The organism is Geodermatophilus marinus (genome assembly GCF_003428645.1).
In the GTDB taxonomy this organism is placed as follows: domain Bacteria; phylum Actinomycetota; class Actinomycetes; order Mycobacteriales; family Geodermatophilaceae; genus Geodermatophilus.
Genome location: NZ_QVQH01000005.1, coordinates 176,580 through 200,993, shown reverse-complemented (window position 1 = coordinate 200,993; position 24,414 = coordinate 176,580). Strand labels below are relative to the sequence as shown.

Below are 24,414 nucleotides of genomic sequence, written 5' to 3'. Positions count from 1 at the left end.
CCGTGACCGCCATCCCGCAGACCGACACGGACGCCCTGTCGGAGGAGCTGCTGGCCGAGGCCCGCCGCCCGGGAGCGGCCGAACCCGTCGCCATCCACGTCCGCCCCGAGCTGCACTGCCGGATGAAGGCGGCGGCGGTGGGCACCGACCCGCCGCTGCCGGTCGTGGTGGACGAGGAGATCCCCGCGTTCCCCGGCTACGAGATCCACCGCGCCGCGCCGTAGGGTCCCGCGCCCGGCCGGCTACGCCGGTGGGGCGTCCCGGAGCTGCACCAGCAGGTCCCGGGCGGCCGCGGCGACCCGCGCCGGGACGCCGAGCTCGGCCAGCTGCTCGGTGGCCGCCGCCATCTCGTCGGCCCGCCGCCGGGCGTGCGTGCGGGTGCCCTCGACCAGCCGGTCGATGGTCCGCTCGTCGAAGGCGGCGAGCTCGGTGCCGATGTTGCCGCGCAGCCAGTCCGCGCACCCGGCGGCCTCGGCCGCGGTGAGCGCCTCGACGACCGCGGCGGCCAGCCCCTTGTAGAACACGCTGCGCAGCAGCTTGCGGGAGATGGCCTCCCCCACCGGGCCCGGCTGCACGGTCACCTCGGCGCCCAGCCCGCGGAGCGCCCCGGCGTAGCGACCGGCGGCGTCGCCGGAGACGAGCATGGGGGTGCGCAGCCCCTTGCCCGGGACCGGCGACATCAGCGCCACGTCGACCACCGGCACCCCCTGCGCCGCGGCCCGCTCGGCGAGGGAGACCTTGAGCCCGGGGCTGGCGGTGTTGAGGTCGGCCCACAGCGTGCCCGGCCGCAGCGCCGGCAGCGCGGTGCCCAGCGCCGTCATCGCGTCGTGGGAGCTGTTGACGCTGAGCACCAGGTCGGCGTCGGTGACCGCCTCGGCCTCGCCGGCCCGCGGCTGCACGCCGTCGACGGCGACGCCCTTCGGGTCGTAGCCGCGGACGTCGGCCCCGGCGGCGGCCAGGTCGGCGGCGATCAGCGAGCCGGCCTCGCCCAGCCCGAGGACGGCGATCCTCACGGCTGCACCGGCGGCGTGCCGTGGGTGTGGAAGGTCTCGATCGTCTCCAGCCCCCAGGCCTGACCCTCGGCGCGCTCGGCCTCGGTCCAGTCCACCGGCCGCCAGCCGACCCCCCGGCCGGCCGCCTCGATGGCGGCCACCCGGCGCGCCAGCGCCTCGGGGCCGGCGGCACGCAGGTGGGTGCGGCCCACCCCGGAGGTGGCGTGCGCGGTGAGCGTCAGCGTGGTCGTCTCGTGGTCGTCCCAGGCGCGCAGGAACACCGAGTCGCCGGCCTCCCCGGTGCAGGTCGGGCCGAGGTAGCGGGTGCAGAACTCGACGCCCTGCTCGAGGACGGGGGTGCGCAGCTCGACGTGGCCGAGGTGGGCGATCTCGTGCAGCGGGGGCATCGGGGCTCCGGTGTTCGTCCGTGCGGGAGGGGGTGGGAGGACGGGGCCGCAGGTGTCTCAGCGGGGGAAGGCGGTGCCGTCGAAGAGCTTGCGGGCGGTGCGGACGACGCCGGCGCGGACGACGCGGGGCGGGTCGGCCGAGGCGTCGACCTCGACGTCGACGAGCAGGTGACCGGTCGGGTGCTCGACGTCCACCCGGGAGCTGCCGGCCGGCCAGCCGGCGGTGAGCTCGTGGCCGACGGCGCCGGGCAGCAGCATGCCGGTCACGACGCTGACCGCGGCGAACACGCCGATCGAGCTGTGCGGCTGGACCGGGATGAACGACCGGGTGCACACCTGGCCGCCGTCCCGGGGGGCGGCGAGCAGCGCGGTCTTGGGCACCGAGGTGCCGGTGACGTCGCCGAGCCCCATCAGCTCCCCGGCCGCGGTGCGGACGGCGTCGACCCAGGCCAGCAGGCCGGCGTCGGCGGAGAGCTCCGCGTGCGACTCGTACCCGGAGAGCCCGAAGGCCTCGGCCCGCGCGACGACCACGGCCATGCCGTTGTCGACGCAGGTGACGTCGATGCCCTCCACCGTGTCGCGGACCCGCCCCGTGGGCAGCAGCCGGCCGGTGCCCGAGCCGGCGGTGTCGGCGAAGGTGAGCGCCACCGGTGCGGCGGTGCCGGGGACACCGGCGATCGGGACGTCGCCCCACCGGCGGTCCCCGCGGTACTCGACCCGGCCACCCGGCGTCGGGAAGGTGGCCACGGCGACGCTGCCGGAGTTCAGCATGCGGATGCGGACGCTGGTCTGCTCCGCACCGGCGGGCACCAGGCCGCGCTCGACGGCGAACGGCCCCACGCCGGCGAGGACGTTGCCGCAGTTCTGCCGGTCGCTGACGGTCGGCTCGTCCACGCCGAGCTGCAGGAACAGGTAGTCGACGTCGACCCCGGGCGCCGCGGAGGGCGAGACGACGGCGACCTTGCTGGTCAGCGTGGTCGCGCCGCCCAGGCCGTCGATCTGCCGCGGGTCGGGGGTGCCCATGAGCCGCAGCAGCAGGTCGTCGCGCGCGGCCGGGTCGGCGGGCAGGTCGGCGGCCTCGAGGTAGAGCCCGCGGGAGGTGCCGCCGCGCAGCATGGTGCAGCGGACCCCGGTGTCGTCGTAGCTCACCCCCGCTGCTCCCTCCACGCCTCGTACGGGACGTGCTCGATGCCGAGGGCCGGCAGCTGCTCGCGCAGGCCGTAGCGGTCCAGGCCGAGCTCGCCGCGCCGGAAGGCCGCGCGTGTGGCGTCCTCCTTGTCGACCCGGGCCTGCGCCGCGGTGAGTGCCCGCGGCACGTCGGCGCGCGGCACCACCATGACGCCGTCGTCGTCGGCGACGACCACGTCGCCGGGGGCGACGGTCTGCCCGCCGAGGACGACGGGCACGTTGACCGCGCCGGGCGTGGCCTTGACCGAGCCCTGCGCGCTCACCGCGGTCGACCAGGCGGGGAAGCCCATCTCGCGCAGCTCGGCGACGTCGCGCACGCCGCAGCCGAGCACCACCCCCCGCACGCCGCGGTGCGCCAGCGCGGTGGCGAACAGCTCGCCGAACAGCCCGTCGCTGGACGGCGAGCTGGTCGCGACGACGAGGACGTCCCCGGGGCGGCACTGCTCCACGGCCACGTGGATCATCAGGTTGTCCCCCGGCCAGCACAGCACGGTGACCGCGGTGCCCCCGGTGCGGGCACCGGGCCAGGCCGGCCGGAACGCCGGGCCGAGGTAGCCGACCCGGCCGAGGGCCTCGTGCACGGTGGCCACGCCGAAGCCGCCGAGGCGCTCGGCGTCCCCTGCGTCGGCGCGGGGCGGATCGGTGACGACGACGGTTCTCACGGGGTGCCTCCTGGGGAGCCGGTGGACGCGGCCAGCGCGTCGATGACGCTGGCGAAGTGGGCGGTGGCGGCCGCCGCGGCGCGGCCGGGGTCGCGGCCGGTGACGGCGTCGACGAGCTCGCCGAGCTCGGCGAGGCTGACCTGCGGCCGGCCGGGACGCAGGGACAGCCGGAACTGGTGGCGCACCAGCTGCGCCTGCAACCGGTCGACCAGGCCGGCGGCGACCGGCTGGCGGGCGGCGGCGTGCAGCAGGCCGTGCAGCTCCTGGATGAGCGCGGAGTAGCCGAGCAGGTCGCCGGCCGCCAGCGCGTCGCGCATCGCCCCCAGCTGGGCGCGCAGCCGCCCGGCCTCGGCGTCGGTGACGCGCTCGGCCGCCTTGCCGGCGATGAGGGCCTCCAGGGCCATCCGGCACTCGGTGATCGCGACGGCCTCCTCGGTGGAGACCACCCGCACCCGCGCCCCGCGGTTCGGGACGCGCTCCACCAGCCCCTCGGCGGCCAGCGCGTCGATGGCCAGCCGGACGTGGCTGCGGCCGGCGTCGAACCGCGCCACCAGGTCGGCCTCGACCAGCCGGGAGCCGGGCGCGAACTCGCCCTCGGCGATCGCCCGGCGCAGGGCGTCCTCGACCCGCGACCGGACGGGCGGTGCGGCCGGTCGCGACCCCGGCGGCGGGGGCGGCACGGCGGTCAGCGCCCGGCCCGCCGCAGGGCCGCGTCGAGGCGGGGGTACACGCGGCGGGCGTTGCCCTCGTACACCGCGGCGCGGGCGGCGTCGTCCAGCCCGGCCGCCTCGACGTAGCGCCTGGTGTCGTCGAAGTGGTGGCCGGTGCGCGGGTCGACGCCGCGGACCGCCCCGACCATCTCCGAGCCGAACAGCACGTTGCCGGTGCCCACCACGTCGAGCAGCAGGTCGATGCCGGGCTGGTGGTAGACGCAGGTGTCGAAGAAGACGTTGCCCATCACGTTGGTCTCGACCGGTGGCTGGGCGAGCATGTCGGCCAGCCCCCGGTAGCGCCCCCAGTGGTAGGGCACCGCACCGCCGCCGTGCGGGATGACCAGCCGCAGGCCGGGCAGGTCGGTGAACAGCCCGCCCTGCACGAGCTGCATGAACGCGGTGGTGTCGGCGTTGATGTAGTACGCCCCGGTCGCGTGGAACGCCGGGACGGTCGAGGCCGACACGTGGACCATCGCCGGCACGTCCAGCTCGACCAGCGCCTCGTAGAAGGAGTACCAGGAGCGGTCGGTCAGCGGGGGCGCGGTCCAGTGCCCGCCGCTGGGGTCGGGGTTGAGGTTGCAGCCGACGAAGCCGAGCTCGGTCACGCAGCGGCGCAGCTCGGCGACCGAGCCCTCCAGGCCGGCCCCGGGCGACTGCGGCAGCTGGGCCACGCCGACGAACCGGTCGGGGAACAGCGTGGTCACCCGGTGCACCAGGTCGTTGCACCGGCGGGCCCACTCGAGGCTGACCGACTCGTCCCCGACGTGGTGGGCCATCGCCGAGGCCCGCGGGGAGAACAGCGTGACGTCGATGCCCCGCTCGTCCATCAGCCGCAGCTGGCTGGCCTCGATCGTCTCCCGGATCTCGTCGTCGCCGATCCCCGGGTACGGCGGCGGCGCGTTCCCGGCCTCCCAGGCCGCCACCTGCTCGGACCGCCAGGCGGTGTGGGCGGCCGGCGCGGTCGTGTAGTGGCCGTGGCAGTCGATGATCACGCGCGTCCTCCGATCCGGCGGGCCCGGTGCCACCGACCCTCCCAGCCCGTCGACGGGATCGTCAACGATCCTGTCGACAGCCCGGGGTGGCGCGCCTCCCCCCGGCCCGAGGTCAGCCGGCGAGGACGAACGCCAGCGCGAGGAGCCCCACGAGGACGCCCGAGCAGGCCAGCGCGGCGATGGGCAGGCCCGCCGCCCGGACGCCGGTCAGGTCCCCGTGGCCGGACAGCGAGCGGTGGACGCTGCGGTAGCGCCGCCAGGACAGCTCGGCGACGGCCACGGCCTGCGCCAGCCCGATCCCCGCGACGACCAGCGCGGCCAGGCCGAGCGCGGGTGCCGCCAGGCGTCCCCCCACGACCGCCCCGACCGCCATCGCGAGCGCGGTGCGGCGCCAGGCCAGGGCGGTCCGCTCCGCCTGCAGGCCGTCGTCGAAGACCGGCCCGGGGGGACCGCTCACCGCACCAGCAGGCCGATGAGGACCAGCGCGCCCGCGACCGTCGTCCCCACGGCCGTGACCACGCTCAGCGGCGGCGAGGGCAGCGGGCGCGAGCAGCGCATCGCCCGCTCGGTGGCCATCCAGCCGAACCAGGCCTGCACCGGCGCCAGCAGGCCCAGCGCGATGAGGACCAGGGCGGCGGCCAGCCGGGCGCCCTCGGCGATCGGCAGGTCCAGGGCCTCCAGCGCCACACCCGCCGCCAGCAGCGCCAGCGACGTGCGCATCCAGGCCAGGAAGGTCCGCTCGTTGGCCAGGGAGAACCGCGGGTCGGGCTCCTCCCCCACGCCGTAGACGCGCCGGGGGAAGCGGCGGTCGGCCCGCTCCGGTGGCGCCATGCCGGCCCGGCGCTCAGCCGAGGACGACGAGCAGGTCGCCGCCCTCCACCTGCTGCACCTCGCCGATGGCCAGCCGCTGCACCGTCCCGGCGACGGGGGCGGTGATGGCGGCCTCCATCTTCATCGCCTCGATGCTGGCGACCGGCCGGCCGGCCTCGACGGCGTCGCCCTCGGCGACCTGCAGGGTGACCACCCCGGCGAAGGGCGCCGCGACGTGCCCGGGCTGGGTGCGGTCGGCCTTCTCGGCGGCCTTGACCGCGGCCTCGACCGAGCGGTCGCGCACCGCGACGGGGCGCAGCTGGCCGTTGAGCGTGCCCATGACGGTGCGCATGCCCCGCTCGTCGGGGTCGGAGACGGCCTCGACGCCCATGAGCAGGGTGACGCCGGGCTCGAGGTCGACGGCGTGCTCGTCGCCGGGGCGCAGCCCGTACAGGAACTCCTTGGTCGGCAGCACCGACACGTCGCCGTAGGCCTCGGCGTGGGCGAGGTACTCGCGGGTGGGGCCGGGGAACAGCAGCCGGTTGAGGGTGCCGCGGGGGTCCTTGGCCAGCCACTCGCGGTCGGTCCCGGACAGCTCCGCCGGCGGCTCGGCGGGACGGCGGCCCTCCAGCGCCCGGGTGCGGAAGGGCTCGGGCCAGCCGCCGGGCGGGTCGCCGAGCTCGCCGCGCAGGAACCCGATGACCGAGTCGGGCAGGTCGTAGCGCCCCGGGTCGGCGGCGAACTCCTCGACCGAGACCCCGGACCCGACCAGCTGCAGCGCCAGGTCGCCGACCACCTTGGAGCTCGGGGTGACCTTGACCAGCCGGCCCAGCAGCCGGTCGGCGGCGGCGTAGGCGTCCTCGACCTCCTCGAACCGCTGGCCCAGCCCCAGGGCGATGGCCTGCTGGCGCAGGTTGGACAGCTGCCCGCCCGGGATCTCGTGGGTGTAGACCCGCCCGGTCGGCGAGGGCAGCCCGGACTCGAACGGCGCGTAGACCCGCCGGACCGCCTCCCAGTACGGCTCGAGGTCGTTGATGGCGGCCAGGGACAGCCCGGTGGCCCGCGCGGTGGTGTCGGTGGCGCCCACGATCGCCGACAGCGGCGGCTGCGACGTCGTCCCGGCCATGGCGGCCACCGCCCCGTCGACGGCGTCCACGCCGGCCTCCCAGGCGGCCAGCAGGGTGGCGGTCTGCCCTCCGGCGGTGTCGTGGGTGTGCAGGTGCACCGGGAGGTCGAAGCGCTCCCGCAGCGCCCGCACCAGGGTCGCGGCGGCCGGCGGGCGCAGCAGCCCGGCCATGTCCTTGATCGCCAGGACGTGCGCCCCGGCGTCGACGATCTGCTCGGCCAGGCGCAGGTGGTAGTCGAGGGTGTAGAGCCTCTCGCCGGGGTCGGACAGGTCGCCGGTGTAGCACAGCGCGACCTCGGCCACCGCCGTCCCGGTCTCGCGGACCGCGTCGATCGCCGGGCGCATCTGGGCCACGTCGTTGAGCGCGTCGAAGACCCGGAACACGTCGATGCCGGTGCGCGCGGCCTCGGCGACGAAGGCGTCGGTGACCTGGGTGGGGTAGGGGGTGTAGCCGACGGTGTTGCGCCCGCGCAGCAGCATCTGCAGGCAGACGTTGGGCACCGCCTCGCGCAGCGCGGCCAGCCGCTCCCACGGGTCCTCGTGCAGGAACCGCAGCGCGACGTCGTAGGTGGCCCCGCCCCAGCACTCCAGCGACAGCAGCTCCGGCACGGTCCGGGCGACGTGGCCGGCGACGGCGACGAGGTCCTTGGTGCGCACCCGGGTGGCCAGCAGCGACTGGTGCGCGTCCCGGAACGTGGTGTCGGTGACCGCCAGGGCGGTGCGGGTCCGCAGGTCCTCGGCGAACCCCGCGGGCCCCAGCTCGGCCAGCCGCTGCCGGGAGCCCGCCGCCGGTGCCTGCCGCAGGTCCACCGCGGGCAGCTTGGTGGCCGGGTCGACCAGGTGCGGGCGCTCGCCGTGCGGCCGGTTGACCGTCACGTCGGCCAGGTAGGTGAGCAGCCGGGTGCCCCGGTCGGCCGAGGCGCGCGCGGTCAGCAGCTGCGGGCGCTGCTCGATGAACGAGGTGGTGACCCGGCCGGCGGCGAAGTCGGGGTCGTCCAGCAAGGCCTGCAGGAACGGGATGTTGGTGGCCACGCCGCGGATGCGGAACTCGGCCACCGCCCGCCGGGCCCGGGCCACGGCCATGCCGAAGTCCCGCCCGCGGCAGGTGAGCTTCACCAGCATCGAGTCGAAGTGCGCGCCGACCTCCGCGCCGAGCGAGGCGCCGCCGTCCAGCCGGATCCCGGCACCGCCCGGCGACCGGTAGGTCGTGATCCGGCCGGTGTCCGGGCGGAAGCCGTTGGCCGGGTCCTCGGTGGTGATCCGGCACTGCAGCGCCGCGCCCCGCAGCGCGATCGTGCCCTGGGAGAGCCCCAGGTCGGCGAGGGTCTCGCCCGCGGCGATCCGCAGCTGCGCCTGCACCAGGTCGACGTCGGTCACCTCCTCGGTCACCGTGTGCTCGACCTGGATGCGGGGGTTCATCTCGATGAACACGTGCCGTCCGGCGGCGTCGAGCAGGAACTCCACGGTGCCGGCGTTGACGTAGCCGATGTGGCGGGCGAAGGCGACCGCGTCGGCGCAGATCCGCTCCCGCAGGGCCGGATCGAGGTTCGGCGCCGGGGCCAGCTCGACCACCTTCTGGTGCCGGCGCTGCACCGAGCAGTCCCGCTCGAACAGGTGCACCACGTCCCCGGCGCCGTCGGCCAGGACCTGGACCTCGATGTGGCGGGGGTCGACCACGGCCTGCTCGCAGAACACGGTCGGGTCGCCGAAGGCCGACTCCGCCTCCCGCATGGCCGCCTGGACCGCCGGGCGCAGCTCGGCCGGGTCGGCGACCCGCCGCATCCCGCGCCCGCCGCCCCCGGCCACCGCCTTGACGAACACCGGGAACGGCAGCTCCCGGGCGGCGGCGAGCACCGCGTCGGCGTCCGCGCTGGGCACGGTCGAGGCCAGCACCGGCAGCCCCGCCTCCCGCGCCGCGGCGATGGCCCGGGCCTTGTTGCCGGTGAGCTCCAGCACCTCCGCCGGCGGACCCACGAAGGTGATCCCCGCCCGGGCGCACGCGTCGGCCAGGTCCGGGTTCTCCGACAGGAAGCCGTAGCCGGGGTAGACCGCGTCCGCCCCGGCCCGGCGGGCGGCCTCCACGACCTCCGTCACGGACAGGTAGGCCCGCACCGGGTGGCCCACCTCGCCGATCGGGTAGCTCTCGTCGGCCTTCAGCCGGTGCAGGGAGTTGCGGTCCTCCCACGGGAACACCGCCACCGTCCCCGCACCCAGCTCGTAGGCCGCCCGGAACGCCCGCACCGCGATCTCCCCGCGGTTGGCCACCAGCACCTTCGTGAACACAGAGGTCCTCCCGCGGTCCTCGTCGTGGGTCCCGGCGCGGAACCGTCCGTGCCTGCCGATCCAACCGGACGCCGTCCGGCACGGGAAGCCGGGCTCGGGAGCACCCGTCACCGGGCGCCGCCCCGCGGCGCGGCGCCGGTCCCTCCCGTCACGACGAGCCGCCGCGCCAGTACTGTGCCTGCCTGGCCACCGGTCCCGGGGGACGTGGTGGCGAGGGGTCCCGAGCAGCGGGGATCCCGAGGGGCGGGGCCCGTGGGCCTGCGGTCCGGGGGTGCAGCGGTCGGGGGACGGAGGCGGGGTGCACGGGTCCGCCGGGGGCGAGGTCGAGCCGGCGCTGGCGGCCGCCGCCCTCGAGCGCCTGCCCGACGGCGTGGGCGTCCTGGACCGCGACTGGACGGTCCGCTACGTCAACCCCGCCGGGGCCCGGCTGCTCGACCTGCCCCGCGCCGAGCTGCTCGGGCGGGACCTGCGCGAGGCGCTGCCGGGGCTCGCCGACACGCCCTTCGAGGCCTTCCTGCGGCACGCCCGCCGCACCGGCGCGCCGGTCACCTGGCAGGGCTACCACCCCGGCACCGGCCGCTGGCTGTCGGCGGTCGCCGAGGCGGCCGGCGGGCTGCTGCACGTCTCCTTCCGCGCGGTCCCCCCGCCGCCGGCCGGCCCGGGGGACGGCGACCGGCTGCTCTACCTCGCCGAGGTCAGCGAGGCGATGATCACCACCCTGGACACCGGCGTCCCGGCCGACCGGCTGGCCGCCCTCCTGGTGCCGCGGCTGGCCGACTGGGCGACGGTCACGGTGGTCGCCGACGAGGGCGGCCCCGAGCAGACCGCCCGCGCCCACCGGGACCCGCGGCTGCTCGACGCGCTGGACACCTACCTCGCCGGGCGGCTGCGCGGGGCCCGGACCCAGGACGCGGTGACCGCCGCGCTGGTCTCCGGCGCGCCCGTCCAGCTCACCAGCATCGACCAGGCCCTCGTCTCCGCGGCGACGCCGGCGGAGGAGGTGCGCGAGGCCTGGCGCCGGCTGGACGCCACCAGTTGCGTCTTCGTGCCGGTCCGCTCCCGCGGCGAGACCTTCGGCGTGCTGTCGCTGGTCAACGCCGGCGACCGCCCGCCGCACTCGGCCGAGGAGATCGCCGTCGCGGTGGACGTCGCCCGCCGCGCCGCGCTGGCCTTCGACAACGCCCGCCTCTACCGCCGCCAGGTGCAGGTCGCCGAGACGCTGCAGCGCAGCCTGCTCCCCCCGCCGCCGGCCGCGGACGCGCTCCGGGTGGCGGTCCGCTACCGCCCGGCCAGCAGCCGCGCCCTGGTCGGCGGCGACTTCCACGACGCCTTCCGCACCGCCGACGGGGCGCTGGTCGCGGTCATCGGGGACGTCGCCGGCCACAACCTGGAGGCGGCCGCGGCCATGGGCCGGCTGGCCAGCACCGTCCGCGCGCTGGCCTACGACCGCGGCGACACCCCGGCCGGCACGCTCACCCGCGTCGACCGGGTCCTGGCCGGGCTCGGCCCGGGCACGCTGGCCACCGCACTGGTGGCCCGGCTGGAGCAGGACGACGCCCAGCGGGCGACCGGCGAGCACACGCTGCGGTGGTCCTCGGCCGGGCACCCCCCGCCGCTGGTGCTCCGGGCCGACGGCGGGGTGCGGGTGCTCGGGACGACGCCGGAGCGGCTGCTCGGGGTCGGCCCCCCGGCGGTGCTGCGGACCGACCACCGGGCGGCGCTGCGCTCCGGGGACGTGCTGGTCCTCTACACCGACGGCCTGCTGGAGCACGGCGGCACGTCGATCGACGAGGGCACCGACCGGCTGGCCGCGGTGCTGGGCGGCCTGGCCGGGCGCCCGCTCGAGGAGCTGTGCGACGGCCTGGTCGACGGCGTCCTCACCGGACGGGCCCGCGACGACGTCGCCGTCCTCGCCGTCAGGGTCGACGGGGTCGACGGGGTCGACGGGTGGTGACCCGGGGCCGGCCCGGTGGCAGGCTCGCACCGTCCCGCCGGCCCCGGAGAGGTCCCCAGATGACGACGTCGTACACGCCCGAGACCACCGCCGCGATCGCCCGCGCCCGGCAGCACGCGGTGGGCGACCTGCTGCACCGCACGGCGGCCCGGTACCCGAAGCGGACCGCCGTCGTGGCCGGCGACCTGCGGGTCACGTACGCGGGGTTCGACGCCGCGGTCAACCGGACCGCGCACGCGCTGGCCGACCGCGGCCTGGCCAAGGGCGACCGGTTGGCGCTGCTGTCGCACAACTGCTGGCAGTTCGCCGTCGTCGCCTTCGCCACCGCACGGATGGGTGTCGTCCTCGTCCCGGTGAACTTCATGCTCGGCCCGGACGAGGTGGCGTACGTGCTCGAGCACTCCGGCGCCGCCGGCATCGTCGCCGAGGACGCGCTCGTGCCCACCGCCGAGAAGGCCCTGGCCGGGGCCGGCATCGGCGGCGGGGTGCGCGGCTGGATCAGGCTGTCGGGTGCCGCGCCGTCCAGCGGCTGGGAGGACGTCGACGCCTGGTGGCGGACCGGGGACGACACCCCGCCCGACGTGCTCGTCGCCGACGACGACCCGATCCGGATGATGTACACCTCGGGGACCGAGTCCCGGCCCAAGGGCGTGCTGCTCTCCAGCCGGGCGCTGGTCGCGCAGTACGTCAGCTGCATCGTCGACGGGGGCATGACCGCCGACGACGTCGAGGTGCACGCCCTGCCGATGTACCACTGCGCGCAGCTGGACTGCTTCTTCTCCCCCGACGTCTACCTGGGCGCGACCAGCGTCATCCTCCCGGCGCCGGACCCGGCGGCGATCCTGGCCGCGGTCGAGCGGGAGCGGGCGACCAAGCTGTTCTGCCCGCCGACGGTCTGGATCTCCCTGCTGCGGCACCCGGACTTCGACACCACCGACCTCTCCAGCCTGCGCAAGGGCTACTACGGCGCCTCGGCGATGCCGGTGGAGGTGCTGCGCGAGCTGGCCCGGCGGCTGCCGGACGTGCAGCTGTGGAACTTCTACGGCCAGACCGAGATGGCGCCGCTGGCCACCATCCTGCGGCCGCACGAGCAGCTCGAGCGGGCCGGCTCGGCGGGCCGGGCGGCGCTCAACGTGGAGACCCGGGTGGTGGACGACGCCGGCCGGCCGGTGCCGCCGGGCGAGGTGGGCGAGATCGTGCACCGCAGCCCGCACGCGACGCCGGGCTACTACGCCGACGAGGCGAAGACCGCCGAGGCGTTCGCCGGCGGCTGGTTCCACTCCGGTGACCTCGGGACCATGACCGAGGACGGCTACCTCACCGTCGTCGACCGCAAGAAGGACATGATCAAGACCGGCGGGGAGAACGTGGCCAGCCGGGAGGTCGAGGAGGCGGTGTACGAGCTCGACGGGGTCGCCGAGGTGGCGGTGTTCGGGATCAGCCACCCGCACTGGATCGAGGCGGTGACCGCCGTCGTCGTCCTCAAGCCCGGCGCCACCCTGACCGCCGAGGACGTGCACGCGCACACGCGGGAGCGGCTGGCCGGCTACAAGCGGCCGAAGTACGTCGTGCTCGCCGACGCGCTGCCCAAGAACCCCAGCGGCAAGATCCTCAAGCGCGAGCTGCGCCAGCAGCACGCCGGGCTCGCCGGCGAGGGCTGAGCCGCCCGGGCGGAGTGGATCCGTCGGGGTGACCCCGACGGATCCACTCCGCCCTGGGGCGCGTCCTCGCACCCGATCGCCGCTACACTCCGCCTCCTACGACGGATACCGTGGCCCTACAGCGCCGTCGCCACGGTTTCCACGGTCGAGGGCGCGCCGGGGCGGGGCGAACGGTTCCCGCGGAGGGAGAGGTCATGCCGCGCTACGGGGCCCAGTTCGGCCCGGACATCACCTTCCTCGGCGTCGACCGCTGCGACCTCGGCGACCCGGCCTCCCTCGCCGGCGCGGACGTCGTCGTCGTCGGGGCCCCCTTCGACGGAGGCACCTCGCACCGGCCCGGCACCCGCTTCGGCCCGCAGGCGATCCGGATGACCGACTACCTGCCGCACGACGGCTCCCGGCCGAGCCTGGCGCTGCGCACCGACGGGCTGCGCGACCTGCGCGTGCTCGACGCCGGGGACGTGGAGATGTACTCCGGGGACATCGAGACCGCCCTGCCCGCCCTGCGGGAGGCCGTCGCCGCGGTCGTCCGCGCGGGCGCGGTCCCCGTCGTCCTGGGCGGGGACCACTCCATCGCCTTCGCCGACGCCGGCGGGGTCGCCGACGTGCTCGGCCACGGGCGGGTGTCGATGGTCCACTTCGACGCGCACGCCGACACCGGCGACATCGAGTTCGGCTCGCTGTGGGGCCACGGGCAGCCGATGCGCCGGCTCATCGAGTCCGGCGCCCTGCGCGGGGACCGGTTCCTGCAGATCGGGCTGCGCGGCTACTGGCCGGGGGCGGAGACGCTGGACTGGATGGCCGCGCAGCGGATGCGCTCCTACGAGATGACCGAGATCGGGCACCGCGGGCTCGACGCGTGCCTCACGGAGGCGTCGGCGATCGCCACCGACGACTGCGACGGCGTGTTCCTCTCGGTCGACATCGACGTCTGCGACCCCGGGCACGCGCCCGGCACCGGCACCCCGGAGCCCGGCGGGCTGACCGCCCGCCAGCTGCTGGACGCGGTCCGCCGGCTCTGCTTCGAGCTGCCGGTCGTCGGGATCGACGTCGTCGAGGTCAGCCCGCCCTACGACCCCGCCGACATCACCGCCGCCCTGGCCAACCGCGTCGTCCTCGAGGCCCTGTCGGCGATCGCCCGGCGCCGCCGGGACGCCCGGGACGGCACCCGGTGGGACCCCGCCCTCCCCCTGCTCGCCGACCGCCGCCCCCGAGAGGACACCCCGTGACCGCCCACCCGCTCGACCCGCTCACCGCCGACGAGTTCCGCGCCGCGGCCGGCATCCTGCGCCGGGACAGGGGCGTGGACGAGCGCTGGCGGTTCGCCTCCGTCGAGCTGCGCGAGCCGGCCAAGGACGTCGTCCGCGCCTTCCGCCCCGGCGACCCGATCCGCCGCGAGGCCCGGGTGACCTGCTGGAGCCGCGACGAGGGGACGCCGTACAAGGCGCTGGTCTCCCTCACCGACGACGCCGTCCTGTCCTGGGAGGCCCAGCCGGGCCGGCAGGCGAACATGACCCTCGACGAGTGGCACGAGGCGCACGAGACGCTGATCGCCCACCCGGACGTCGTCGCGGCCCTCGCCCGGCGCGGCATCACCGACCTCGACCTCGTCCTCATCGACACCTGGGCCTACGGGCACTCGCTGATCCCCGAGGGGCTGCAGGACCGCCGGGTCGGGTGGACCGACGTCTGGCAGCGCTCGGCCCCCGGCGCCAACCCCTACGCCAACCCGGTGATGGGCCTGCACCTCGTCGTGGACCTCGACCGGATGGAGCTGCTGCGCATCGAGGACACCCCGCCGCCGGCCCGCCCGGCGGTCATGGGCGAGTACGTGCCCTCGCTGGTGCCGGGGCTGACCCAGCGCACCGACGTCCGGCCGCTGGAGATCACCCAGCCCGAGGGCGTCTCCTTCACCCTCGACGGGCACGAGCTGCGCTGGCAGAACTGGACGCTGCGGCTGGGCTTCAACCACCGCGAGGGGTTGGTGCTGCACCGGGTGGCCTACGACGGGCGCCCGATCGCGCACCGCATGTCCTTCGCCGAGATGGTCGTCCCCTACCGCGACCCCAGCCCCGACCACCACCGGCGCACCGCCTTCGACATCGGCGAGTGGGGCCTGGGCTTCATGACCACCTCGCTGGAGCTCGGCTGCGACTGCCTCGGCGAGATCACCTACGTCGACGCCGTCCTGCACGACAGCCGCGGCGAGCCCTACCCGATCCGCAACGCGATCTGCCTGCACGAGGAGGACGACGGCGTGCTGTGGAAGCACGTCGACGAGCAGGCCGGCGCCGAGGTGCGCCGCTCACGGCGGATGGTCGTGTCCTTCCACGCCACCGTGGCCAACTACGAGTACCTCGTCTACTGGCGCTTCTACTCCGACGGCACGATCCAGTGCGAGGTGCGGGCCACCGGGATCATGGTGACCAGCGCCTTCGACGGCGACGCCCCGCCGTACGGCACCGTGGTCGACGAGCGCACGTACGCCCCGCACCACCAGCACTTCATCGTCGCCCGGCTCGACATGGAGGTCGACGGCCCGGAGAACACCGTCGTGGTCTCCGAGAGCGAGGCGCTGCCGGTGTCGGAGGAGAACCCCCACGGCCTGGCGCTGGTGCAGCGCAGCCGGGCCCTGACCACCGAGTCCGAGGGCCGGCAGGACCCGGACTACGCCACCCAGCGCAGCTGGAAGGTGGTCAACCGCGGCCGCCGCACCCGGCTGGGGACGCCGCCGGCCTACAAGCTCGTCCCCTCGTCGGCGTTCCCGGTCATCGCCGACCCGGCCGCACCGTTCCGGCGGCGCGCCCGGGTCGTCGACCACGCCCTGTGGGTCACCCCGTACGCGGAGGACGAGCGCTGGCCCTCCGGCGAGTTCTGCAACCAGAGCCGCGAGGACGACGGCCTGCCCGCCTGGACGCGGGCGGACCGGTCGATCGCCGACACCGACATCGTGCTGTGGCACGTCTTCGGCATCCACCACATCACCCGGCCCGAGGACTGGCCGGTCATGCCCGTGGACGTCGTGTCCTTCCAGCTGCGGCCGGTCGGCTTCTTCGACCGCAACCCGGCCCTCGACCTGCCACCCAGCCCGTCGCGCTGCCACTGACAGGCCCCGTCCCGAGGCTCGCCCCGAGCCTGCGAGGGGTGAGGAGGACGGGGTCGCGCCTCGGCTCCTGGCCCCGTCCCGAGGCTCGCCCCGAGCCTGCGAGGGGTGAGGAGGACGGGGTCGCGCCTCGGCTCCTGGCCCCGTCCCGAGGCTCGCCCCGAGCCTGCGAGGGGTGAGGAGGACGGGGTCCTTTCTCAGTCCTCGGCGGCCGCCGGGAGCTGCGGGCGGCGGGTGCCCCAGGCGTAGGTCTGCTTGCGCAGGCCCAGGTAGAGGTGGGTCTCGGTGGACTCCACGCCCTCGACGGCCCGCAGCCGGGCGATCATCTCCAGCAGCTGGTCGTCGTCCTCGCAGACCACCTCGACGAGCAGGTCGACCGACCCGGCGGTGACAACGACGTAGTCGACCTCGGGGAACTCGGCGACCCGGTCGGCCACCGCCCGCAGGTCCCCCTTCGTGCGGATCGCCACCATCGCCTGCCGGGAGAACCCGACCTGGAGGGGATCGGTCACCGCCACGATCTGCATGACCCCGGCGTCCAGCAGTCGCTGCACCCGCTGGCGCACCGCCGCCTCCGACAGGCCGACCGCGGCGGCGATGCGGGCGTAGGGCCGCCGGCCGTCCTCCTGCAGCTGCTCGATGATCGCGCGCGAGACGTCGTCCAGCACGAACTGCCCCCGCATCGTCATCACGTGATCCTACCGGCCGCCGCACGGACGGTGTCGTCGGTCCGGGAGCCCGAAGGCTACGATTCACCCCACTGTCACCCTCCGACGACGACGGGATCCGTGGTCATGACCACCACCGAGCAGGACGTCGCAGCCCCGGCCCGGCCGATCGGCCCCGAGGCGACGGCCAACCTCTGGCTGCACTTCTCGCGCATGGGCGCCTACCGGGACACCCCGCCCCCGGTCATCGTGCGCGGGGAGGGGCCGTGGATCTACGACGACCGCGGCCGGCGCTACCTCGACGGGCTGGCCGGGCTGTTCGTCGTGCAGGCCGGGCACGGGCGCCGGGTGCTGGCCGAGGCCGCGGCCCGCCAGGCCGAGACCCTGGCGTTCTTCCCGCTGTGGTCCTACGCCCACCCGGCGGCCGTCGAGCTCTCGCAGCGGCTGGCCGCCGCGGCCCCCGGCGACCTCAACCGGGTCTTCTTCACCACCGGCGGCGGCGAGGCCGTCGAGACCGCGTGGAAGGCCGCCAAGCAGTACTTCAAGCTGACCGGCAAGCCGGGCAAGACCAAGGTCATCAGCCGCGCCGTGGCCTACCACGGCACCACCCAGGGCGCGCTGTCCATCACCGGCCTGCCCGCGCTCAAGGCCGACTTCGAGCCGCTGGTGCCGGGCACGTTCCGGGTGCCCAACACCAACCTGTACCGGGCACCGGTCTTCGCCGACGACCCCGCGGCCTTCGGCCGGTGGGCGGCCGACCAGATCGAGCAGCAGATCCTGTTCGAGGGCCCCGAGACCGTGGCCGCGGTCTTCCTGGAGCCGGTGCAGAACGCCGGCGGCTGCTTCCCGCCACCGCCCGGGTACTTCGCACGGGTCCGGGAGATCTGCGACCGCCACGACGTCCTGCTGGTCAGCGACGAGGTCATCTGCGCCTTCGGCCGGCTGGGCACGACCTTCGCCTGCGACAAGTTCGGCTACGTCCCCGACATGATCACCTGCGCCAAGGGGATGACCTCGGGGTACTCCCCCATCGGCGCGATGATCGCCTCCGACCGGGTCGTGGAACCGTTCCTGCGGGGGACGACGTCCTTCCCGCACGGCTACACCTTCGGCGGCCACCCGGTCAGCGCGGCGGTGGCGATGGCCAACCTCGACATCTTCGAGGAGGAGGGGCTCAACGCTCACGTGCTGGCCACCGAGGACGCCTTCCGGGCCACCCTGGAGCGGTTGCTGGACCTGCCGATCGTCGGGGACGTCCGCGGCGACGGGTTCTTCTACGGCATCGAGCTGGTCAAGGACAAGGCCACCAAGGAGACCTTCGACGACGCGGAGTCCGAGCGGCTGCTGCGCGGCTTCCTCTCCGGCGCGCTGTTCGAGGCCGGCCTGTACTGCCGCGCCGACGACCGCGGCGACCCGGTCGTCCAGCTCGCCCCGCCGCTGGTCTGCGGCCAGGCCGAGTTCGACCTCATGGAGCAGGTGCTGCGCGACGTCCTCACCGAGGCCTGGACGCGGCTGTAGGGGCGCACCCCGCTCCCCGCTCCCCGCTCCCCGCTCCCCGCTCCCCGCTCCCCGCTCCCCGCGGTGATCATGGGCGTCTGGCACGCGACACGGCGGGACACGCCGACCGGCCCGGCGGGAAGCCCATGATCACCGCGGGGACGGCGGGGGCACACCGCGGGGACGGCGGGGAGGCCAGCGGGGACGGGCGCCGGTCAGCCGGCCGGCTGCGCGATGTTGACCATCCAGGCCACCCCGAACCGGTCGACGCACATGCCGAACTCGTCACCCCACACCTGCTTCTCGAGCGGCATGGTGACCGCCCCGCCCTCGGAGAGCCCGGCGAAGTAGCGGCGCAGCTCGTCGGCGTCGTCCCCGCTGAGGCTGATCGAGATCGAGCTGCCCTCCCTGCGCTCCATGCCGGCGGGGGTGTCGGAGACCATCAGGGTGTACCCGGCCGGCGTCTCGAGCTGGCCGTGCATGATCTTGTCGGCGTCGGGGCCCTGGGCCCCGCCCGCCTCACCGAAGGTGCTCAGCGAGACCTCCCCGCCGAACACCTCCCAGTAGAACTCGAGGGCCGGCCGGGCCGTGTCCGCGAAGCTGATGTACGGGTTGAGGCGAGAGGTCACGACTTCCTCCGGGTGCCGGGTGACGGGCACCGCCGACGCGGTGCGGGCGGTCGGCGTGGCAGCCGACCGGGGAAGCTGGGGTCACGACGCGGGCGGCGGGGCGTCGATGAACGGCAGGACCACGTCGAGGACCAGGTCGGTCCTGGCCAGCCCGTGGAAGTGCGTCGTCCCCGGGAACACCGCCAGCTGCGAGGCCGGGACGCCGACGAAGTCGCCGTTGACGTCCCCGCCCCGCAGGCGCAGGAACCGGACCGCGTGGTCGAGCGTGACCGCATCGCAATCCCCCACGGTGATGAGGGTCGGCGCGGCGATCCCCCGGATGTCCGCGTCGGACCAGCCGGGGACGCCCTCGTCGAACGAGCCGAGCTTGTCCAGCAGGGTCTGCAGCCGGTCGGGGTGCGGCGACCTGGCACGGTAGGCCTGCTCCATCGGCGTGCCCGCGATCATCTCCACCGTCATGCCGCCCACCGCCTCGCGGTTCTCCGGGCGGTCCCCGTCCGGGTGGAACGAGGCGGAGGAGATGACGAGCCGGCGCACGAGCTCCGGGTGCTCGATCGCCAGGTGGAGGGCGGTCGCGCCGCCCACGCTGAAGCCGAGGACGTCGGCCCGCGCGACGCCCAGGTGCCGGAGCAGCCCCACGACGTCGGAGGCCAGGTGCGCGCTCCGCAGCGGCCGGTCGACGTCGTTGGTCCGCCCGTGCCCCTGGAGGTCGGCGGCGATCACCTGGCGGGTGGCGGCCAGCCCGGGGATCAGCGCGCCGAACTGCTGGTCGATGTCGAACAGCCCGCCGTGCAGCAGGACCAGCGGGGTCCCGCCCGCACCGTGGACCTCGTAGTACATCTCCAGGCCGTCGACGTGGGCGTATCCGCTCTGCGGTGCGGGCACGACGGGAGTCTTCAACCCGCCCCGCCCCCGGTCAACGGTGATCGCCACGCCGGATCCCCGGGTGGGCGGTCAGCCCTCCACGGCGGGGACGCAGAGCACCGGGCGGCGGGAGAGGTGCAGCAGCTTGTGCGGCACCGAGCCCAGGATCGCCCCGCGCAACGGGGTCTCCCCGTACGTGCCGACGACGACGACCCGGGCGTCGTGCCGCTCGGCGGCGTCGAGCAGCGCGTCGACCGGCTTGTCGGGCAGCACCTCGACCACCGTCGCCACCCCGGCGGCCCGGGCCGCCTGGACGGCGTGCGCGGTCGCGGTCCGGCCCATCTCGGCGATCGCCTGGTAGTGCTCGCCGGCCTCCTCGCCCACCGAGCCGGGGGGCGCGGCCCCGAAGACCAGGACCAGCGGCTCGCCGAGCCGGGCGGCCAGGTCGATCGCCAGCTCCAGCGCGCTGCGCGCTCCCGGGGACTCGTCGTAGCCCAGGACGATGCTCATCGTCTTCCCTCCGGTCGGCCGGCCTGCTTCCTGCTGCGCGGTCACGGCGCGGGGTCCTCGACCGCCGCTGCGCTGCGACCTGCGGCGATGTCGCTCTCCAGCCGCTCGGCGGTGGTGGTGCGCTCCTGCCAGAACCGGCCGTCGCGCACCCGCCAGACGAACATCACGACGAGGCCGAGCACGAAGATCCCGACCCCGATGACCAGCGGCGGGCCGACACCGAGCCAGGCCTGGCCGCTGTAGGAGTTGGCCGGGTCGGCCAGGTCGGCCAGCGACTCCACCAGCAGCCACAGCAGCAGCAGCGCCCCGACCACCGGGCCGACGCCGATGAGCAGCAGGTCCTTGGCGCTGCGGGTCAGCCGCTGCCGGTAGAACACCGCGCACGCGATGCCGGTGAGGGCGTAGTAGAACGCGATGAGCAGCGACAGCGCGGTGAGCGAGTCGAACAGGGCGTTCTCGCTGATGGCACTCACCAGCAGGTACCAGGCGATGGCGATGCCGGCGACCCACCACGTCGAGACGTCGGGGGTGCGGTACCGCGGGTGGATGCGGGCCAGGCCGTGCGGCAGCGCGTGCCGGCGGGCCATCGAGAGCCCGGTCCGGGACGCCGGGAGGATCGTCGTCTGGGTGGAGGCCAGGGCCGCGGTCGCCACGGACAGCAGCAGCACCCAGTCCCAGCCGCCGAGGACGTCACCGGCCAGCAGGGCGAAGATGAACTCCTCCTCGCCGGCGTTGGCCTCGAGGTACCCGGTCCCGGAGAAGACGAGGACGGCGTAGGCCACCGCCAGGTAGGTGACCAGCAGCAGCACGGTCGAGACGATCGCGGCCCGGCCCGGTGCCGAGGCGGAGTCCTTGGTCTCCTCGGTGAGGTTGACCGCCGACTCCCAGCCCCAGTAGATGAAGACGCCCAGCAGCAGGCCGCCGGTGAGGGCCGCCCCGCCGGCGCCGAACGGGTTGAGCCACGACCACTCGGGCGTCAGCCCGCCGCCCTCGACGGCGTCCCCGCCGAGGCCGCGCACGATCGCCACCACGGCGAACACCAGCAGCGCCACGACCTGGGCGATGATGAGCACGTCCTGCAGCCGGGCGGACAGCTCGGTGCCGAGCACGCAGACGGCCGTCATCAGAACGATGACCAGCACGGTGAGCACCCGGATCACCACGGTGTTCTCGGCGAGGCCGTCCAGCTGCAGGGCCAGCAGGCCGAACCGCACGGCGACGTCGGCCAGCGAGCCGATGACCAGGACGCCGGTCATGGCGATGGCCCACCCGCCGAGCCAGCCCACCCAGGGGCCCATCGCCCGGGTGACCCAGGAGAAGGTGGTGCCGCAGTCCTGGTCGGCCCGGTTCAGGTAGTAGAAGGCCGACGCGATGAGCAGCATCGGCACGAAGGACGCCAGGAACACGCCCGGCGCGTAGACGCCGACCAGGGCGACGACGGGGCCGATGACGGCCGCCATCGAGTAGGCCGGTGAGGTCGAGGCGAGGCCGATGACGAGGGCGTCGAGGAACCCGATGGCGTTGTGCCGGAGCTCGGCGGGCGCCTCCGCCGGCGGCTGCTGCTGGCTCATCCGACGGTTATCGCAGCCGGAACGGCTTTCGGCAAGGGTTTGGTCGGCGCGACCCCTGTCGACGCGACGGAAGTCGTCGCTAGGCTGCCGGTCACCTGTGGAGGTGGACATGCGCATCCTGCTCGTCGGCGCCGGTGGCGTCGGCAGTGCGGTCGCCGCGATCGCGGCCCGCAGACCCTTCGTCGACCGCCTGGTCGTGGCCGACTTCGACCCCGCCCGCGCCGAGAAGGCGGTGGCGGTGACCGGCGACCCCCGGCTGGTGGCCGCCCGCGTCGACGCCTCCGACGAGGCCGGCGTGCGCGCGCTGCTGGCCGAGCACTCCTGCCAGGTGCTGCTCAACGCGACCGACCCGCGCTTCGTGATGCCGCTGTTCCGGGCCGCGCTCGCCGCGGGCGTCGACTACCTGGACATGGCGATGTCGCTGTCGCGGCCGCACCCGGAACGGCCCTACGAGGAGACCGGCGTGAAGCTCGGTGACGAGCAGTTCGCCCTGGCCGGCGAGTGGGAGGCCGCCGGACGGCTGGCGCTGGTCGGCATCGGCGTGGAGCCCGGGCTCTCGGACGTGTTCGCCCGCTACGCCGCCGACCACCTGTTCGCCGAGATCGACGAACTCGGCGTCCGCGACGGGGCGGACCTCGCCGTCCGCGGCCACGACTTCGCGCCGTCCTTCAGCATCTGGACGACGATCGAGGAGTGCCTCAACCCGCCCGTGGTGTGGGAGCGCGACCGGGGCTGGTTCACCACCCCGCCGTTCAGCGAGCCGGAGGTCTTCGACTTCCCCGAGGGCATCGGGCCGGTGGAGTGCGTCAACGTCGAGCACGAGGAGGTGCTCCTCATGCCGCGCTGGGTGGACGCGAAGCGGGTCACCTTCAAGTACGGCCTCGGCGCCGAGTTCGTCGACGTCCTCAAGACGCTGCACAAGCTCGGGCTGGACCGCACCGAGCCGGTGCGCGTCGGCGACGTCGAGGTCTCCCCGCGCGACGTCGTCGCCGCCGTGCTGCCCGACCCGGCCGGGCTCGGCGAGCTGATGACCGGCAGGACCTGCGCCGGCCTGTGGGTCAGCGGCACCGGCACCGACGGCACCCCCCGGCAGGTGTACCTGTACCACGTGGTCGACAACGCCTGGTCGATGGCGGAGTACGGCGCCCAGGCGGTCGTGTGGCAGACCGCCGTCAACCCGGTGGTCGCGCTGGAGCTGCTGGCCACCGGCCGGTGGTCCGGGTCGGGCGTGCTCGGCCCGGAGGCCTTCGACGCGGTGCCCTTCCTCGACCTGCTGACCGCCTACGGCTCCCCCTGGGGGATGCGCGAAGGGGGCTGAGGCCGGCGCCGTGGAAGGACCCCGTCCTCCTCACCCCTCGCAGGCTCGGGGCGAGCCGCTGGACGGGGCCGGCGCGGGGCCCCGGCCGACCGGTCACGTCACCGTGCGGGGGCGTGCTCGTCGAAGGCGGCGTCGAGGACGTCGAGCGCCTCGCCGAGCAGCTCCTGGCCGATGACCAGCGGCGGCAGGAAGCGCAGCACGTTGCCGAAGGTCCCGGCGGTCAGCGTCACCACGCCCTGCGCGTGGCAGGCCTTCGAGATGCGGGCGGTCAGCTCGGCGTCGGGCTCCGTCGTCCCGGGCCGGACCAGCTCGACGGCCAGCATCGCGCCCCGGCCGCGCACGTCGCCCACGGCACCGGACCGCTCCTGCAGCCCGCGCAGCCGCGGCAGCATGGCGGCCTCGAGGGCCCGCGCCGCCCCGGCCAGCTCCCGCTCCCGCATGGTCCGGATGGTGGCCAGCGCGGCGGCGCAGGCGACCGGGTTGCCGCCGTAGGTGCCGCCCAGGCCGCCGGTGTGGCAGGCGTCCATGAGGTCGGCCCGACCGGTGAGCCCGGCCAGCGGCAGCCCTCCGGCGATGCCCTTGGCGGTGGTGACCAGGTCGGGGACGACCTGCTCGTGCTCGCAGGCGAACCAGTCGCCGGTGCGGCAGAACCCGGTCTGGATCTCGTCGGCGATGAACACCGCGCCCGAGCGCCGGCACCAGTCGGCCAGCGCCGGCAGGAAGCCCGGGGCCGGGACGACGAAGCCGCCCTCGCCCTGGATCGGCTCGATGAGCACCGCGGCGACGTTCCCGGCCCCGACCTGGGTCTCGACCAGCGCCAGCGCGCGGGCCGCGGCCTGCTCGCCGGTCATCCCCTCCGGGTCGCGGAAGGGGTAGGACATAGGGACGCGGTACACCTCGCCGGCGAAGGGCCCGAAGCCGTGCTTGTACGGCATGTTCTTCGCGGTGAGGGCCATCGTGAGGTTGGTCCGCCCGTGGTAGGCGTGGTCGAAGACGACGACCGCCTGGCGCCCGGTGGCGTGCCGGGCCACCTTCACCGCGTTCTCGACCGCCTCGGCGCCGGAGTTGAACAGCGCGGAGCGCTTCTCGTGGTCGCCGGGCGTGAGGCGGGCGAGCTCCTCGCAGACCGCGACGTAGCCCTCGTAGGGGGCCACCATGAAGCAGGTGTGGGTGAAGGCCGCGACCTGCTCCTGCACCGCGGCCACGACCGCCGGCGCGGCGTTGCCGACGCCGGTCACCGCGATGCCCGAGCCGAGGTCGATGAACGAGTTGCCGTCGACGTCCACCAGGACGCCGCCGCCGGCGCGCTCGACGTAGACGGGCAGGGTGCTGCCGACCGCGGAGGAGACGGTCGCGGCGCGCCGCGCGCCCAGCTCGCGGGACCGCGGGCCGGGCACCTCGGTGACCAGGCGGCGCTCCTGGGGCAGCGTGTCGGGGCCGGTGAGCAGGTCGGTCATCGCTTCTCC

22 protein-coding genes are annotated in these 24,414 nt (G+C 75.2%); 7 read left to right on the top strand and 15 right to left on the bottom strand.

The window, feature by feature from the left end:
* Nucleotides 1-2 precede the first annotated feature (2 nt).
* Nucleotides 3-224: a hypothetical protein gene (locus D0Z06_RS08105; protein ID WP_117376856.1), complete on the top strand. Its 222-nt coding sequence runs from the start codon at nucleotides 3-5 to the stop codon at nucleotides 222-224.
* An 18-nt stretch (nucleotides 225-242) separates the two neighbouring features.
* On the opposite strand, the gene D0Z06_RS08100 is transcribed toward D0Z06_RS08105, so the two are convergent.
* The 9 genes from D0Z06_RS08100 to D0Z06_RS08060 all read right to left on the bottom strand — a co-directional run bounded on the left by D0Z06_RS08100 (nucleotide 243) and on the right by D0Z06_RS08060 (nucleotide 9,173).
* Nucleotides 243-1,013, bottom strand: coding sequence for an NAD(P)-dependent oxidoreductase (locus D0Z06_RS08100; protein WP_117376855.1), 771 nt, complete (start codon nucleotides 1,011-1,013; stop codon nucleotides 243-245).
* Nucleotides 1,010-1,399: a VOC family protein gene (locus D0Z06_RS08095; protein WP_199522206.1), complete on the bottom strand. Its 390-nt coding sequence runs from the start codon at nucleotides 1,397-1,399 to the stop codon at nucleotides 1,010-1,012. The genes D0Z06_RS08100 and D0Z06_RS08095 overlap by 4 nt, the downstream gene beginning before the upstream one ends.
* A 57-nt stretch (nucleotides 1,400-1,456) precedes the next feature.
* On the bottom strand, nucleotides 1,457-2,548 hold the full coding sequence (locus D0Z06_RS08090; protein ID WP_117376854.1) for a 4-oxalomesaconate tautomerase: 1,092 nt from the start codon (nucleotides 2,546-2,548) through the stop codon (nucleotides 1,457-1,459).
* Complete coding sequence (locus D0Z06_RS08085; protein ID WP_117376853.1) at nucleotides 2,545-3,249, bottom strand: 4-carboxy-4-hydroxy-2-oxoadipate aldolase/oxaloacetate decarboxylase; 705 nt, start codon at nucleotides 3,247-3,249, stop codon at nucleotides 2,545-2,547. The genes D0Z06_RS08090 and D0Z06_RS08085 overlap by 4 nt, the downstream gene beginning before the upstream one ends.
* The gene (locus tag D0Z06_RS08080; RefSeq protein ID WP_117376852.1) at nucleotides 3,246-3,929 is read right to left on the bottom strand and encodes a GntR family transcriptional regulator; all 684 of its coding nucleotides are present in this window, start codon (nucleotides 3,927-3,929) and stop codon (nucleotides 3,246-3,248) included. Before D0Z06_RS08080 ends, D0Z06_RS08085 begins: the two co-directional genes overlap by 4 nt.
* Before the next feature lie 5 nt (nucleotides 3,930-3,934).
* Entirely contained in the window at nucleotides 3,935-4,954 is a 1,020-nt protein-coding gene (locus D0Z06_RS08075) for an amidohydrolase family protein (RefSeq protein WP_117376851.1), read from the bottom strand.
* A 112-nt stretch (nucleotides 4,955-5,066) separates the two neighbouring features.
* Nucleotides 5,067-5,411, bottom strand: a complete 345-nt coding sequence (locus D0Z06_RS08070) for a DUF202 domain-containing protein (protein WP_117376850.1) — start codon at nucleotides 5,409-5,411, stop codon at nucleotides 5,067-5,069.
* A complete protein-coding gene (locus tag D0Z06_RS08065; RefSeq protein WP_117376849.1) occupies nucleotides 5,408-5,785 on the bottom strand; it encodes a YidH family protein in 378 nt (125 codons plus the stop codon). Before D0Z06_RS08065 ends, D0Z06_RS08070 begins: the two co-directional genes overlap by 4 nt.
* 13 nt (nucleotides 5,786-5,798) lie before the next feature.
* Nucleotides 5,799-9,173, bottom strand: coding sequence for a pyruvate carboxylase (locus D0Z06_RS08060; protein WP_117376848.1), 3,375 nt, complete (start codon nucleotides 9,171-9,173; stop codon nucleotides 5,799-5,801).
* Nucleotides 9,174-9,471: 298 nt separating this feature from the next.
* On the opposite strand from D0Z06_RS08060, the gene D0Z06_RS08055 reads away from it, so the two are divergent.
* The 4 genes from D0Z06_RS08055 (at nucleotide 9,472) to D0Z06_RS08040 (ending at nucleotide 15,894) form a co-directional block, all read left to right on the top strand.
* The gene (locus tag D0Z06_RS08055) at nucleotides 9,472-11,127 is read left to right on the top strand and encodes a PP2C family protein-serine/threonine phosphatase (RefSeq protein ID WP_117376847.1); all 1,656 of its coding nucleotides are present in this window, start codon (nucleotides 9,472-9,474) and stop codon (nucleotides 11,125-11,127) included.
* A 59-nt stretch (nucleotides 11,128-11,186) separates the two neighbouring features.
* Nucleotides 11,187-12,788 carry an acyl-CoA synthetase gene (locus tag D0Z06_RS08050; protein WP_117376846.1) on the top strand — a complete coding sequence of 534 codons (1,602 nt, stop codon included), beginning with the start codon at nucleotides 11,187-11,189 and terminating at the stop codon, nucleotides 12,786-12,788.
* A 194-nt stretch (nucleotides 12,789-12,982) separates the two neighbouring features.
* Entirely contained in the window at nucleotides 12,983-14,017 is a 1,035-nt protein-coding gene (speB, locus tag D0Z06_RS08045) for an agmatinase (protein ID WP_117376845.1), read from the top strand.
* Complete coding sequence (locus tag D0Z06_RS08040; protein WP_233517530.1) at nucleotides 14,014-15,894, top strand: primary-amine oxidase; 1,881 nt, start codon at nucleotides 14,014-14,016, stop codon at nucleotides 15,892-15,894. Before speB ends, D0Z06_RS08040 begins: the two co-directional genes overlap by 4 nt.
* Before the next feature lie 194 nt (nucleotides 15,895-16,088).
* On the opposite strand, the gene D0Z06_RS08035 is transcribed toward D0Z06_RS08040, so the two are convergent.
* The gene (locus D0Z06_RS08035; RefSeq protein WP_117376843.1) at nucleotides 16,089-16,580 is read right to left on the bottom strand and encodes an Lrp/AsnC family transcriptional regulator; all 492 of its coding nucleotides are present in this window, start codon (nucleotides 16,578-16,580) and stop codon (nucleotides 16,089-16,091) included.
* A 105-nt stretch (nucleotides 16,581-16,685) separates the two neighbouring features.
* Between D0Z06_RS08035 and D0Z06_RS08030 the strand changes: the two genes are divergently transcribed.
* Complete coding sequence (locus tag D0Z06_RS08030; RefSeq protein WP_117376947.1) at nucleotides 16,686-18,077, top strand: aspartate aminotransferase family protein; 1,392 nt, start codon at nucleotides 16,686-16,688, stop codon at nucleotides 18,075-18,077.
* A 194-nt stretch (nucleotides 18,078-18,271) separates the two neighbouring features.
* On the opposite strand, the gene D0Z06_RS08025 is transcribed toward D0Z06_RS08030, so the two are convergent.
* The 4 genes from D0Z06_RS08025 to D0Z06_RS08010 form a co-directional block, all read right to left on the bottom strand.
* On the bottom strand, nucleotides 18,272-18,685 hold the full coding sequence (locus tag D0Z06_RS08025) for a VOC family protein (RefSeq protein WP_117376842.1): 414 nt from the start codon (nucleotides 18,683-18,685) through the stop codon (nucleotides 18,272-18,274).
* Between the two features lie 81 nt (nucleotides 18,686-18,766).
* Entirely contained in the window at nucleotides 18,767-19,570 is an 804-nt protein-coding gene (locus tag D0Z06_RS08020) for an alpha/beta fold hydrolase (RefSeq protein ID WP_199522205.1), read from the bottom strand.
* Nucleotides 19,571-19,639: 69 nt separating this feature from the next.
* Entirely contained in the window at nucleotides 19,640-20,104 is a 465-nt protein-coding gene (locus D0Z06_RS08015; protein ID WP_199522204.1) for a universal stress protein, read from the bottom strand.
* Nucleotides 20,101-21,630 carry an APC family permease gene (locus D0Z06_RS08010; RefSeq protein ID WP_117376840.1) on the bottom strand — a complete coding sequence of 510 codons (1,530 nt, stop codon included), beginning with the start codon at nucleotides 21,628-21,630 and terminating at the stop codon, nucleotides 20,101-20,103. The genes D0Z06_RS08015 and D0Z06_RS08010 overlap by 4 nt, the downstream gene beginning before the upstream one ends.
* Before the next feature lie 109 nt (nucleotides 21,631-21,739).
* On the opposite strand from D0Z06_RS08010, the gene D0Z06_RS08005 reads away from it, so the two are divergent.
* The gene (locus D0Z06_RS08005) at nucleotides 21,740-22,948 is read left to right on the top strand and encodes a saccharopine dehydrogenase family protein (protein WP_117376945.1); all 1,209 of its coding nucleotides are present in this window, start codon (nucleotides 21,740-21,742) and stop codon (nucleotides 22,946-22,948) included.
* 98 nt (nucleotides 22,949-23,046) lie between these two features.
* Here D0Z06_RS08005 and gabT read toward each other — a convergent pair whose 3' ends face one another.
* A complete protein-coding gene (gene gabT, locus D0Z06_RS08000) occupies nucleotides 23,047-24,405 on the bottom strand; it encodes a 4-aminobutyrate--2-oxoglutarate transaminase (RefSeq protein ID WP_117376839.1) in 1,359 nt (452 codons plus the stop codon).
* Nucleotides 24,406-24,414: the final 9 nt, after the last annotated feature.

Coding starts and splice junctions, on each gene's coding strand:
- speB (WP_117376845.1), top strand. CDS start 12,983: ATGCCGCGCTACGGGGCCCAGTTCGGCCCGGACATCACCTTCCTCGGC.
- D0Z06_RS08095 (WP_199522206.1), bottom strand. CDS start 1,399: ATGCCCCCGCTGCACGAGATCGCCCACCTCGGCCACGTCGAGCTGCGC.
- D0Z06_RS08010 (WP_117376840.1), bottom strand. CDS start 21,630: ATGAGCCAGCAGCAGCCGCCGGCGGAGGCGCCCGCCGAGCTCCGGCAC.
- D0Z06_RS08065 (WP_117376849.1), bottom strand. CDS start 5,785: ATGGCGCCACCGGAGCGGGCCGACCGCCGCTTCCCCCGGCGCGTCTAC.
- gabT (WP_117376839.1), bottom strand. CDS start 24,405: ATGACCGACCTGCTCACCGGCCCCGACACGCTGCCCCAGGAGCGCCGC.
- D0Z06_RS08005 (WP_117376945.1), top strand. CDS start 21,740: ATGCGCATCCTGCTCGTCGGCGCCGGTGGCGTCGGCAGTGCGGTCGCC.
- D0Z06_RS08030 (WP_117376947.1), top strand. CDS start 16,686: ATGACCACCACCGAGCAGGACGTCGCAGCCCCGGCCCGGCCGATCGGC.
- D0Z06_RS08050 (WP_117376846.1), top strand. CDS start 11,187: ATGACGACGTCGTACACGCCCGAGACCACCGCCGCGATCGCCCGCGCC.
- D0Z06_RS08035 (WP_117376843.1), bottom strand. CDS start 16,580: ATGACGATGCGGGGGCAGTTCGTGCTGGACGACGTCTCGCGCGCGATC.